Source organism: Amycolatopsis sp. NPDC101161 (assembly GCF_044768185.1).
GTDB lineage: Bacteria > Actinomycetota > Actinomycetes > Mycobacteriales > Pseudonocardiaceae > Amycolatopsis.
The window spans coordinates 556,135-568,454 of the sequence record NZ_JBIWPI010000002.1 but is presented as its reverse complement, the minus strand read 5'-3'; the positions used below and the strand labels follow the sequence as shown (position 1 = coordinate 568,454).

At 64.5% G+C, this 12,320-nt stretch carries 14 protein-coding genes; 10 read left to right on the top strand and 4 right to left on the bottom strand.

All coding sequences use genetic code 11. The features are described from left to right. Window positions 1-92: 92 nt before the first annotated feature. Window positions 93-1,154 carry an alpha/beta fold hydrolase gene (locus tag ACIRSS_RS13795; protein ID WP_400894413.1) on the top strand — a complete coding sequence of 354 codons (1,062 nt, stop codon included), beginning with the start codon at window positions 93-95 and terminating at the stop codon, window positions 1,152-1,154. On the opposite strand, the gene ACIRSS_RS13790 is transcribed toward ACIRSS_RS13795, so the two are convergent. Both ACIRSS_RS13790 and ACIRSS_RS13785 read right to left on the bottom strand, forming a co-directional pair. Beyond that, window positions 1,143-2,012, bottom strand: coding sequence for an N-acetylmuramoyl-L-alanine amidase (locus tag ACIRSS_RS13790; RefSeq protein WP_400894411.1), 870 nt, complete (start codon window positions 2,010-2,012; stop codon window positions 1,143-1,145). The genes ACIRSS_RS13795 and ACIRSS_RS13790 overlap by 12 nt on opposite strands. Window positions 2,013-2,014: 2 nt before the next feature. Next, window positions 2,015-2,218, bottom strand: coding sequence for a hypothetical protein (locus tag ACIRSS_RS13785; protein ID WP_400894409.1), 204 nt, complete (start codon window positions 2,216-2,218; stop codon window positions 2,015-2,017). A 711-nt stretch (window positions 2,219-2,929) separates the two neighbouring features. On the opposite strand from ACIRSS_RS13785, the gene ACIRSS_RS13780 reads away from it, so the two are divergent. Continuing rightward, window positions 2,930-4,822 (top strand): hypothetical protein, encoded by a 1,893-nt coding sequence (locus ACIRSS_RS13780; RefSeq protein ID WP_400894407.1) that lies wholly within the window; start codon window positions 2,930-2,932, stop codon window positions 4,820-4,822. Window positions 4,823-4,954: 132 nt separating this feature from the next. Further along, complete coding sequence (locus ACIRSS_RS13775) at window positions 4,955-5,566, top strand: hypothetical protein (RefSeq protein WP_400894405.1); 612 nt, start codon at window positions 4,955-4,957, stop codon at window positions 5,564-5,566. Here the strand turns inward: ACIRSS_RS13775 and ACIRSS_RS13770 are convergent. Further along, window positions 5,543-6,013, bottom strand: coding sequence for an NUDIX hydrolase (locus ACIRSS_RS13770; RefSeq protein WP_400894403.1), 471 nt, complete (start codon window positions 6,011-6,013; stop codon window positions 5,543-5,545). The two genes, ACIRSS_RS13775 and ACIRSS_RS13770, sit on opposite strands and share 24 nt — an antisense overlap. An 8-nt stretch (window positions 6,014-6,021) precedes the next feature. Then, window positions 6,022-6,765, bottom strand: coding sequence for a DUF5919 domain-containing protein (locus ACIRSS_RS13765; RefSeq protein WP_400894401.1), 744 nt, complete (start codon window positions 6,763-6,765; stop codon window positions 6,022-6,024). Between the two features lie 236 nt (window positions 6,766-7,001). Between ACIRSS_RS13765 and ACIRSS_RS13760 the strand changes: the two genes are divergently transcribed. The 7 genes from ACIRSS_RS13760 (at window position 7,002) to ACIRSS_RS13730 (ending at window position 12,307) form a co-directional block, all read left to right on the top strand. Next, window positions 7,002-7,226: a hypothetical protein gene (locus tag ACIRSS_RS13760; protein ID WP_103342138.1), complete on the top strand. Its 225-nt coding sequence runs from the start codon at window positions 7,002-7,004 to the stop codon at window positions 7,224-7,226. 22 nt (window positions 7,227-7,248) lie between these two features. Next, a complete protein-coding gene (locus tag ACIRSS_RS13755) occupies window positions 7,249-7,695 on the top strand; it encodes a hypothetical protein (protein ID WP_400894399.1) in 447 nt (148 codons plus the stop codon). 246 nt (window positions 7,696-7,941) lie between these two features. Then, a complete protein-coding gene (locus ACIRSS_RS13750) occupies window positions 7,942-8,208 on the top strand; it encodes a hypothetical protein (protein ID WP_400894397.1) in 267 nt (88 codons plus the stop codon). Further along, on the top strand, window positions 8,195-8,440 hold the full coding sequence (locus ACIRSS_RS13745) for an AMED_5909 family protein (RefSeq protein WP_400894395.1): 246 nt from the start codon (window positions 8,195-8,197) through the stop codon (window positions 8,438-8,440). Before ACIRSS_RS13750 ends, ACIRSS_RS13745 begins: the two co-directional genes overlap by 14 nt. Before the next feature lie 335 nt (window positions 8,441-8,775). Continuing rightward, a complete protein-coding gene (locus tag ACIRSS_RS13740) occupies window positions 8,776-10,329 on the top strand; it encodes an FtsK/SpoIIIE domain-containing protein (protein ID WP_400894393.1) in 1,554 nt (517 codons plus the stop codon). Next, entirely contained in the window at window positions 10,326-10,712 is a 387-nt protein-coding gene (locus ACIRSS_RS13735) for a hypothetical protein (protein WP_400894391.1), read from the top strand. Before ACIRSS_RS13740 ends, ACIRSS_RS13735 begins: the two co-directional genes overlap by 4 nt. Beyond that, window positions 10,712-12,307, top strand: a complete 1,596-nt coding sequence (locus ACIRSS_RS13730; protein ID WP_400894389.1) for a replication initiator — start codon at window positions 10,712-10,714, stop codon at window positions 12,305-12,307. The genes ACIRSS_RS13735 and ACIRSS_RS13730 overlap by 1 nt, the downstream gene beginning before the upstream one ends. Window positions 12,308-12,320: the final 13 nt, after the last annotated feature.

Sequence of the window (12,320 nt, the reverse complement as noted above, 5' to 3'; positions counted from 1 at the left end):
TCCGATTTGGACGTGGACGGTGTTGAGTCCACCGGCCTGACCGGGCAAGATTGACCGGAAGTGCCCGGGGACGTCGCAGGAGGCTCGAGGAAATGGTTTCACCGCCCGCACGGCTGGCCGCCGCGGCGTCGAACGTGGTCGGCAAGGTGCTGCACGGCGGCGTCGCCGACCTGCGGCCGATGCCGCGGGTGCTGATCGACCAGGGGCCCAACCGCTCGGTGTACCGGATGACGCACAGCAGCCGTCCGGTGTCCGGGCCGCCGATCCTGCTGGTGCCGCCGCTGGCCGCGCCGGCGATCTGCTTCGACCTGCGCCGCGGCTGCAGCCTGATCGAGCACCTGGTCGAGCGCGGCCGCAACGCCTACCTCGTCGACTACGGCATGGTGGCGTTCTCCGACCGCCGCCTGGGCATCGAGCACTGGATCGACGAGGTGCTGCCGCGGGCGATCCGGCGCGTGAGCGCGGACGCCGGCGGCCAGGACGTGCACCTGGTGTCGTGGTCGCTGGGCGGGATCTTCTCGTTGCTGGTGAACGCCGACCAGCCGGACCTGCCGATCGCGTCGATCACGGCGATCGGCTCCCCGGTGGACTTCACGGCGATCCCGATCGTGGCGCCGTTCCGGCCGCTGGTGGACCTGACGAACGGTCACCTGCTGACGCCGATCTACCGCGCGTTCGGCGGGGCACCGTCCTATTTGGTCAGCCGCGTGTTCCGCGCGACGGGCATCAGCAAGGAGATCACGAAGCCGATCGCGATCCTGTCGCACCTCGACGACCGCGACTACCTCGCGCAGATCGAGGCCGTCGACCACTTCATGAGCAACATGTACGCCTACCCCGGGCGGACGTTCGGCCAGCTGTACCACCGGTTGTTCCGCACGAACGACCTGGCGGAGGGCAAGGTCGACCTGAACGGGCGGATCATTTCGCTGTCGTCGGTCCGCGTCCCGACGCTGGTGGTGGCGGGCGAGAACGACACGATCGCGCCGCGGCCGTCGGTGGAGCGGGTGGTGGAGCTGCTGGACAAGGCACCGGAGGTCCGCTTCAAGACGGCGCCGGGCGGGCATCTCGGCGTGCTGACTGGGCGGAAGGCCCGCGGGACTACGTGGCGCTACCTCGACGAGTTCTTGGACGACCAGATCTCAGCCGACTAGGTCGATCTCGAACGGTTCGGCCGCGCTGTAGCGGACGTCGGCCCACACCGCGCCGGGCACGTCGTAACGCCGGTGCGACGTCAGCTTCGGGTCGTGGCCCGGGAGTTGCGCGGGGTTGTGGCCGACGCCCGTGCGGTCGGAGCCCCACGCGTAGATGTTCGACACCCACATCGGCCGCGCGAAGCCGTCCCCGCCCAGCCGCGGCCGGACCACGATCGCGCCACCGGGACTGCCGGACAGGAAGACGCGGACGATGTTCTCCCCGGCGTCCGGCGGCGTGACGGTGATGCGTTCGAGGATTTCGACGTCCGGCTGGGGTTCGGAGGCGGTGGGGTTGGCGGCGCGTTCGCGCAGCCAGGCGGTGTCGATGCCGACGGGGTCGATCTTGCGGCCGGGCGGAACGCAGACGTCCTTGTGGCCGGCGTAGCGCTCGACCCCGCGGGACATGTACCGCAACAGGGCGGCGACGAGCTTCGGGTAGGCGTCGCGCTGCGCGTCCGTCCACCCGCCGGCGCCCGCGGACTCGGCTTCGATGCCGAGGAACTCGTCGTTGAGGTCGAGGAACCCGAGCCACCGCGAAGCCCCGGCGTGGTAAGCGCATCCAGCGGCGACAATGTATACGGTGCCGCTGCGCCCGAGCCCGAGGTTGCACAGCGGCCCGGCGAGATCCGGCCGGCCGTTGGTGACGATGTCGAGCGAGGGGTAGTCCCCGGGCGCGGAGTCGGCGGTGGCGGTGTGGTGCCCGACAACGCCTTCGACAACGCGCATGCCACCCTGCCCGCGGCTCTGCCACCCGGGCACTTCGACAACGGGATACCCGGTGCTGCGGGCGGCGTCGACGAGCCACAGGACGTACACGGTCAGCCCTCCAGACCGTCGTAGGCCCCGGCGTCCGCTTCGGTATCGGGAGCATCGTGAGCGGCGATCCGGGTGGCGAGGGCTTCGCGTGCTTCGTCGAGGGTCTTGGGGTTTCGCCGACCGGCATCCCAGCCTTCGGCGTCCCATTCCTCGGGTGACTTGATGGGGGTGGAGTCGTCGGGCTGGTGAACGATGAAGTCGGTCACGATCGGCCTCCCTGACCCGCGAGGGTACCGGAGGCCGACCGCGAGTGACCTACTTCAGTTCGGCGGAGGTCTTCCCGAGAATCCGCCTCGCGACGATCAACTGCTGAATCTGCTGCGTTCCCTCGAAAATGTCCAGAATTTCTCAGCCGGTTCTCGTCGACCTCGTTCACTTCGCCGCAAACGGCCTCTGACCTGCGCTGATGCGTCTCGTTAGTTCTCGTCGTCTGTCGCTGCTCCCCGGCCCCTGACGGCCTGGAGACGGCCTGGTGGACCAGCCACACCTACCCCTGCATCCCGATACGAAGCCAGCACGCGGCCGGTGGTGCCGGGTCAAGACACGCTTCATCGTCTTGACGCGGTGCTACCGGCCGTTGTCACGATCAGGCGTCGGGATGGAGGTCCCTCACGACGGTGCGTAACGGAGATCGAGTCACGAACGACCCGTATGGCACAGCCGCTCGCAGAGGAGGCCAACGTTGGCTCTGGGGACCCGTGTGCCGCCGCTGCGCGGTGCTGCGCCAGGTGACCCGCTGGCGGCCGCACCGCCCGGCCGGCGGGCGGAGCGGAGCGGCAGCCCGCCGTGTCGGAAGCGGATGCGGCCGCCAAGGCGAGGGGCTACGTAGGCGACAGGCGCGCCGCCAGCGGCGGCGCGCCCTTGATCCCATAGAGCTAAGTTCGGCAAGTTCTGGCAGAAGGTGTGAAAGGCTTCTCGTGAGTTCAATCGACAGTGAAGACGGCCTCGCGGCACACTTCAAGAACCTCCTTTCCGTCGACGTTGACGTTAGCGTTCGACAGATTGGGCTGGAGCGAATCTACTTTATCTCTGTTCCGGATGAGTACTTGAAGCGTGCAAACGAGATAGCTGCTGATGTAGAGGCCTTGCTGTCCGAAGAAAGTGGTTCGATACTGCTTTCGGTTCGACCATTGAAGCGCAAATCTGAGCAACCGCGGGGGCCGGTTCGAAGTTTGGATGACCCTCGCGTCGACGAGCTTGTTAAACTACTGACGGCGCGGTCTCGAACCTCGGAAGCTCAACCTAGCTTGGCTTATATTCCAAATAATACAGCAAATCTCGCTCAGGTCATTAGCGCAAGGCATAACCTCATTTTTGGTCGGCGGGGTGCGGGGAAGACCGCCTTGCTGATCGAAGCGCGTCGGCAGTTGCTTGAAGACGGATTCGTGGCAGCGTGGTCCAACGCTCACCCGCTGCGTTCGGAAGGGCCGGACAGGATTTTCCTTGGCCTGGTAAAGATCTTGATGCAAGAACTTGTTGGAGAAGCGCATCGAAACCGGCTAGACCGGTCGATGTTTTTTGCCGAACTTGTCGAAACAAGCGGAAAAATCGAAGATCTGCTCGAACAGTCAGAGGTCACCCCGGAACAGGTTCGTCGCCTTATTCCAAGTCTGCAAGTGTGCATCAAAAGGGCCACTTCAAGCATGGGGAGTAGGATCTACTTCTTCGTTGACGACTTCTATTATGTTCCTCGGCCGCAGCAGCCTGACGTTTTGGACCTTTTGCATGCCTCGACAAGGGATGCCGACGTGTGGCTCAAGATTGCTTCTATTCGCCACTTGTCGAGATGGTATCGACCAAGTCCTCCGGTTGGATTGCAGACAGGTCAGGATGTCAACGTCATTGATCTGGATTTGAGTCTCCAAGATCCGAGTGCGGCAGTAGAGTTCCTGGGAAAAGTTCTCGACTCTTACTGTAGGCACGCGGCGATCTCCACCACGGGGAACGTTATCGCTCGAAATGCTGTGGATAGGCTTGTGTTCGCTAGCGGTGGCGTTCCAAGGGACTTTCTAACTCTTACTTCCTCCGCTATCAATAAGGCTCGATCGAGGAGTTCGGCTAGAACGGTTGGCCTTAGCGATGTGAATCAAGCGGCAGGCGATGCGGCGAAGAGTAAGATTGGGGAACTCGAAGATGATCTCGCCTCTAATACCGGGTTTTCCTCGCAGACCTTGCAGGCTCTGAGTCGAGTTCGTGAGTTCTGTTTGGATGTTAAAGGATTTACTTACTTTAGGGTTGATTTCCGCGATAAAGAGCGAAATCCCGACGAGTACGGCATCTTGAGTCGGTTGCTAGACGTGCGATTGGTTCACTTGATTGATGCAAGTGTCTCGGACGGAGATCGTGCCGGAGAGCGCAGTGAGTGTTACGCTCTTGATCTTAGTCAGTATTCCGGCTATAGGTTGAAGCAGAATATTCGTGTTCTTGACCTAAACGACGGAAAGTTGGTCTCGAAGAAGACTCGCCCGCGTCCTACTGGTGGTCACGAAGAGGTTGCTTCTGAGCAGGCGGCTTCAGTGAAGGCCACCAAAATTGTGGGTACAACTGCGAGGCAGGTAGTTGGTATTCTGCGCGGCGCGCCCCAGTTCTCTTTGGCGCAACTGAGTGATTTGGTTCGTAGATTTGAGCCGCTAATTGAGGATATCGAGAATTTTCTTCGTGGAAGGGGTTCAACAACTGTCGGTGAGATCGTCCTGCAACTGCGGCGTCCATATGAGGAGATCATTGATTCATTGGCCGCGTTGGTCACGCAGAAGCGTGTGACCGAGATGGATGCGGATGGTGTCGTTGCATACCGCTTGGTGGGATAACTTATGGCACCAGGGGCTTTCTTCGCTGCGTTTGCATCGTGTGCATTTATTACGACGGTCGAGCTTGCGTATCGAAATCATCGCCACCCTCTTAACGATAAACGGTTCAAGGCTACGGCTTGGTGGCTTGCGGTGGTCTTGGTCGACTACATCGCGGCTTCTTTGTTGATGCTGGGCTATGCCAAAGTGGCGGCAGTAGACAATGTTACAAAAGGTAACGTGTCGGAGATTGTTGCAGGCTTGGCGGTGGGATTGCTTGGACCTTTAGCGTTGCGAAGCCCAGTTAAAAGATCTGAGGTGAAGGGAAAGTCTGTAAGTGTAGGATTCACTTACTTATACGATGTGGCTCGCCTCAATGCTGTCTTTGCACTTGATGAACGCATGGTGCGTCTTCGTAGGCAAGACTTGAATGTGATTCGTGGCAGGTGGATGGCCGCAGGATTGTTGCCCGCTGGTATAGCTGAAGAGGTTGTAAGGCATGCAAAGGAAATGCCATCGATCGACGAAGCTGATAAGAAGAGGATCGGGAAAGAGGTAGCAAGTGTTTTGACGCTTCCGGATGAAGAAGAAAAGTTCAATATGTTGATAACTATTCTTCGTAATGAAAGGTTCAGGTCTATTATCGATCATTATAATGATCTTGCTAAGTCTTCAGTCGTCTCTGTGTCGGTCGCGGATCAGGCGCCGGAAAGTAGGTTGACAGGGGAAGCTGCGATCAATCTAGGTGAAAAAAATGTCACCTGAGCCATTGATTGCATGATCAATACGCATACGAATGGCGGGATGTATTGCGATTCCGGCCATTTCTTGCTGTGTGATCCATTTGACTTCTTTGCTTTCGTTGCTTGTGCGAAGTGTGCCTGACAGGGGACGCGCGCGAAAGCATATTGAGAACTCTTGTCGAACCTCGCCGTCGTCGTAAGCGATGACATGTTTGGGATCCGAGTACAAGCCAATCACCTTCGTGACCTCGCACTCAATGCCTGTCTCCTCGCGCACCTCTCGGACTGCCGCCTCCGCAAGCGTTTCGCCGAGTTCGAGTTGGCCACCAGGTATCGAGTACAAGTCGTTGTCGGTGCGCCTGATCATCAGGATTCGGCCTTCGTCGTCCTGGATGAAGGCAGACACCGCGACTGCGATGCTGTTGGCCTTTGGGGCGTTCGGGTCGTTGTAGTAGTCGACTCGGGTCATGCTGCCTCCTAGAAGGTGGCCGGCTTGGCGAGGTTCCAGACTGACTCGAAGCTCTCCGAGTAGGTCTCGAAGAGGTCCCCCGCGGACAGTCTTCGCAGGTGGAGGGACGGGGCGTGGGCTCCTTGGAACCCGTACACGTGCGTGTTGATGATCATCTCGTCGTCGAACCGGAAGATCGAGTTGTAGAGCGTCGTGTTGTGGAACCGCATCTCCACGCCGTCGACTCCGACCAGAGGCCGGTAGGACGCCAGCGCGTTGCGGATGCGTGCCGCGAGCGTCCCGTCGCCGAGCTGTTCTTCCTCGCCACGCAGCGCGACGCTGTCCCCTTCGGGGTCGCCGAACACGAGTCGGATTCGGGCGCCGGCCGCTGCCTTGGCTGTCAGGTCCTTGATGAACCGCGGGCGTTCGACCAGGAACAACGCCGCGTGGACCAGGATCTCGACGGTCTCCGATGCGTCCTTGATCAGCCGATCCCACAGCTCAACGGGGACGGCGTTCCGGTGCGGGAAGACCTGCACAAGCTCGGCGGCGGCCGTCTCCGCCTTGCGCTCCGGGGCCACGGAGTCCGGCCACAGGTAGGTCTCCGACTCGCGCGCCATGGCGGCGATCTTGTGCCGGTGCTTGGGGTAGGGCGTCCGGTTCTTGGTGATCCAGCGCTCGACGGTCTTCTGATCGACCCCGACAGCCTTGGCGACCTGCTCCAGCGTCAGGCCGTTGCGCAGCAGCGCGTCACGCAGGCGTTCGTTCGGCATCGTCACCCCTTGGGACGTGTAGGGACGTCTTCGACTGTACCAGGGACGTCCCGAGATGTCCCGCCACGTGGTGATCACGTCCCGCGTTTTGGCGGAGTCTGGGTGTCAGGTTGCCGGGGCAGGCCCGGTGCCAGGACACCGAGGAGGTAGGCGTGACCACTGAAACCGCCGTTCGGCCGGCTGGCTTAGACAAGCGGGCGGTCCCTCGCCGACGTGCGGCGTAGGCGCGGCGTGGCATGCGCGACACGGTTCAGATCCACGTCACGGCTGATCTGCCGATTCGTGTCAGGGCGCTGACGTACGCAAACCGCGCGGAAGTCCGGTTCGGCAAGGCGTTCCCGGTGGTCCTGCTCGTGGACTCCGACGCCATCGCCGTACTGCGGAGGGAACTGGACGAGGTGAGCGCGGCACTGGACGCCGCAGCGGCACGAGGCGGAGAACCGCCAGAAGCTACCGACTAACAGACGACACAAGGGATTCAGCATGGCTATCGACAAGGGACACCGGTTCGGCATCGACTTCGACGACGCGTTTCCGCAAGGCTTGGTGATGGTGGGCGAGGTGTCGCCGGACAACGAGTACCAGTCGCGGGAGGACCGGGCCGCCAATCGCCCGGTGCGGCAGCGGGTCGACGAGGTGACCGGTAAGCGGCAGTGGAAGGTGATGGTCACCGACCCGGCCGAGACACGCGCGAAGCGTGCCTCGTTCGAGATCACCCTTCTCGCCGACGTGCAGCCCGTGCCGACCACCTCCGAGGCGCTGCCCGGCATGCGGCCGATCGAGCTGGACGGCCTCACGGCGGAACCGCGCGTGGCTGGGCAGGGCGAGTTCAAGTACCAGTCCTACGTGTTCCGCGCGACCGGCTTCAAGCAGGCCGCAAGCAAGCCGTCTCGGTCCGGCGGGACCAGTGAGACGGCGAAGGCCGCGTGACAGCGATGGGCTTCCGCGAGCGGGTCGAGGCGTGGGAGCAGGCGTACCGGGACTACATGGCCGCGTGGGAACACGGCCGCACTGTCCTGTCGCCGGTGAGTGCGACGAACACGGCGAACGCTGCGCGGCGGGTGTCGCGGGCGTGGCACGAGCTGGCGCAGGCGCGCGGGTTGCCGTGGTGGTGTGTGGCGGCGCTGGAGTCGGCGGCCGAGGGGTTCGCCGACTTGGCCCGGGAGTGGGAAGCACATGACGGCAACGTGGGACGGGCTGGGGCTGCGCTGGACGGTCGGGGCGGGTACCGAGGTGACGGTGGAGGAGACCGGGACGGGCGCGTCGCATCCGCCGGTCCTGGTGCTGGCTGGTGGGTTGTGCGTGGTGACGCTGGTGCCGCCGGAGGACCAGACCGCCTGGAGGGGATGCGCGGTGTTCCTTCGCCGGCTCCGCGACCACGCCGAGGACCTGGCGGCGCTGCTGGAAGCCCGCGCAGGGAGGACTGACCGTGCGCAAGGGTGAGCCGAAGACGCTGCGGGACGCTCACGAGGTCGTGATGGACCGCCGGCCCCCGAGCGACGCGAACCCCTCGGTGTGGCTGGCGTTCCGTCTCGGCAACGCGCGGCTCTATAAGGCGGTCGCGGACGTCGACCGGGGTCATCACCACGAGGCGCTGTACTGGGCCGGTTACGAGGAGCGGAAGGCGGGTGAGATCTCGGCGAACCTTCAGGCGAAAGGGGCGCCCGCTGATTAGTCCCATGTAGACGACCGAAAAGTCAACAGTATCAGTGAAAAACGCACGCTATGACGTGCGGTGATGAAGCACGTCCTGTTTCGGGTGCGTGTGATCCGTTAAGGCGCAGAAGCGGAACCTGGCTACCAACCTTGCCGCTCCTGCGCTGTCCACAACCAGCGGAAGTGAACAATGACAACGCTAAACGACGACAACCGGCGAGCGTCAACGGGGGTCACCCGAACGCGCTGCGCCTCCTGCAAACGATTCGCCAAACTCCTGCCCGGCGAAACCAAGTGCGCCCCCTGCTTGGGAATGCTGCCCTTGGACCTCGACGTGAAGCGGGGTGGTCGGTGATGTCTCCCGGCTTCGCGGTAGTGGCCCTGGCCGGGCTGGGGCTCGGCGTGTGGGTGCTGCACAAGATCGGCCGCGCCCTGGCCTCGATCCTGGAAGCTCTGGCTGCGGCGGCCGTGGTGTTCGTGGCCCTGTGGTGGCTGTGCAAGGCGGTCGTGTGGATGCTCGCGCAGGTCGTGACCCGGTGGCGGACCAGCCTCACCGTTGTCGCGGTCTACGGCTGGTGTGAGCTGATCGGCTGGCTGTCGCTGGCGATCACCCTCGGCAGCGTCGCGGCGGTCCTGGTGATGTGGTGGATGATCGACGCGGTCTCGTTTGACCAGTGGTGCTGGCGGTTCCTGCGCTCCTGGTGGGCGCGCTGGGCCGTGTACGGGCGGAAGCTGCCGGAGTGGCTGCATGCCTGTGGTCTGTCGGTGCGGGATGAGGCGCTGCCGGTGGTGGTGAACGTGAACCTCGTCGGCCGTCGACGCGCGCTCTCCCGCTCGACCTCAACTCGCGCCGGGACGCGGCTGCCCAAGGTCCTCGGTGTCCGGTCGGGTGCGTCGTGGGATGAGGTGTGGGTGGAACTGGTGGCCGGGCAGAAGCCGGAGGACTTCGACGACGCTGCCCGGGCGCTGGCTGTCGCGCGGAAGGTCGCTCGTTGCCAGGTTCGCGAGCTGGCTCCCAACGTCGTGTCCATCGACTTTCAACGTCGTGACCTGCTCAGCGGAGGCGTGGCCGGCCCTCAGGTCCCGGACGGAGTCGACTCGTCCGGCGTCGACCTGCGCAATGTCTGGGCGGGGCGGACCGAGTACGGGCGTGACTGGCGCGTTCCGCTGCTCAGCTCGGGTGCGCACTGCCTGACTGCCGGTGCCTCGGGTGCGGGCAAGAACAGCGTCATGTGGTGCCCGCTGGTGGCCGCTGCTCCGGCGATTCGGGCCGGGGTGGTGCGCATGTCCGGGATCGACCCCAAGGGCATGGAACTGGCCTACGGGCGCGGCATCTTCACCCGGTACGCGGTCGGCGGCAAGGACGCGGTCGAGCTGCTCGACGGCCTGGTGGAGGAGATGGAATCCCGCAAGCGCGCGTTCGCCGGTCGGCTGCGGACCATCCCGGTGTCGACGGAGTATCCGTTGGAGCTGCTGGAGTTCGACGAGATCGGCGCGCTCACGAAGTACACCGACCGCAAGACCCGTGAGGCCATTGTGGAACGCGTCGCACTGCTGACCACTCAAGGCCGGGCACTCGGGATCTCGGTCCGCGGCTATGTCCAGGAACCCACCAAGGACACCGTTCCCGTGCGGGAGCTGTTCACCCGTCGCGTGTGCCTGCGGGTCACCTCAAAGACGCACGTCGGGATGGTGCTGGGTGACGGCGCGTATGAACGCGGGGCCTGGGCGAACCGGATCGGCGACTCGGAGGCCGGCGTGGGCTACGTCTGGGGTGAAGGCATCCGTGAGCCGCTGCGCATCCGTGCTGGGTGGGTCTCTGACAGCACGGTGAAGGCGCTGGAGGCGTACGTGACCAATGGTGGTGTCGCGGATCTGCGACACGGCGGTGAGGGGGTGGCCGCGTGAACCGACTGATGATCTTCCTCGACGCGATCCGCGACCACCTCGACTCACACCAACTGCCGCCGGTCGCCACGGTCGACGTCAACGCCTGGTCCAGCCCGATCACGGTCCAGCTCGACGTCGACGGGCTGCCGGAGGTCGCGCGGGCGTTGGTGGTGTGGACACAGACGCTCGAGGACGTCTCGGCGCGGCTGTGGCGGCTGGTCGACGGCAAGTGGGTGCACATCTCGGTCACCGGCCGGACTCCGTGCGGCATCCCGGTCCAGGTCTACGGCGTGGTCCGGTTCGAGCCGAGCACCTTCCCCGACCTCCCGGCCGGAGCGAAACAGGACATGCCCGTGTACGTGTTGCGCGGCTGGTCTTCGCCCGAGGGGGTGGCGGCCTGATGAGCGAGACACGCGCTGAACGGATGCGAACCCCGCTCGCGGCAGATGTCATTCGGGCGACGGCGGAGAAGCACGGGGTCTGCGTCCGGCCCTTCACGATGGAGGTTGGCGACACCGCCACCGGTGAACTGCGCTACGTGCCGGTGCCGTGCGGGTCCACCGTCGAGTCGGTGTGCCTGCCGTGTGCGCGGAAGGCGAAGGCGCTGCGGCAGGCCCAGTGCCGTGAAGGCTGGCACTTGACCGAGGAACCCATCCTCGCCGCCGAGCCGCCCTCGGAGGACCAGAAAGAGTTGTTGACCTACCGGGCGGACCTGGTGGCCGCCTACCGGGAGGTGGTCGAGCACGACCAGGCGGAGGCGGAGGAGCTGCGGGAGGAGGTCGCCGGGGTTGATGCGGAACTTCGGCAACTCGGGATGCGGGGCCGGCTGCCCGCCCTCGACGTCCCGACCAAGCGAGCTGTGAAGCGCTCGACCAAGCGGCGGCAGGACGCTCCGAACCTGCCTCGACGGAAGGTCGCGAAGACGACGGTCGGCCGGGAGTTCGCGGGGAAGTTCCGGCCCTCGATGTTCGTCACCCTGACCTGCGACACCTACGGCCCGGTCCGTGGCGACGGCACCCCGGTCGACCCAAGTCGATATGACTACCGGCGGGCGGCCCGGGACGCAGTGCACTTCTCCGCGCTGGTGGACCGGTGGTGGCAGAACCTGCGCCGGGTCGTCGGCTGGGACACCCAGTACTTCGCCACGGTCGAGCCCCAACGGCGGGCCGCTCCGCACCTGCACGCGGCCATCCGGGGCTCGGTACCGCACGACGTGATCCGCCAGGTCACCGAAGCCACCTACCACCAGGTCTGGTGGCCGTCCCATGAAGAGATCGTCTACACCGACCGGCGCCCGGTTTGGGACGGTCCCGAACACGGGTTCGTCGACCCGGAGACGCGTCAGCCGCTGACCCGGTGGGACGACGCGGTGGAGGCCGTGGAGCGTCCGGCTCACGTCGTGCGGTTCGGGCGACAAGTCCACTCGAAGGGCATTCTCGGCGGCACCGAAGAGGCCGGCCGTCACATCGGCTACCTGACCAAGTACCTCACCAAGTCCACGGGTGAGGTGGTCGAGGCGGATAGCGCGGCCCAGGCTGATCACCACGACCGGCTTCATGCCGAGTTGTCGGTCACGCCGTGTTCGCCGCGCTGCGCGGTCTGGCTGCTCTACGGCGTCCAGCCCAAGGGCGTCACGGGCAAGACCACGCCGGGGCACTGCAAAGGCCGGGCTCACCGGCGGACCACGCTCGGGCTGCCCGGCCGCCGGGTCCTCGTGTCGCGGAAGTGGTCGGGCAAGACGCTGGTGGACCACAAGGCCGACCGGCGGGCCTTCGTGCTCCAGGCGCTCGCGGCAGTCGGGATCGAGAAGCCGGAGGCCGACCGGTCACAGCAGGTCTGGCGGAAGGTCGAGTCTGGCGATCCGCAGGTTCCACCCCGGCCGCACCTGGTCATGCGGGCCATCGCGGAACGGATCACGTGGAAGGCCGAGTACGACCGGGCGCTACTGGCTGCGGAGAGACCTCCAGAAACTTCGGCAACTGGACTGGCGGCCTGATCAAAGGGGGAGC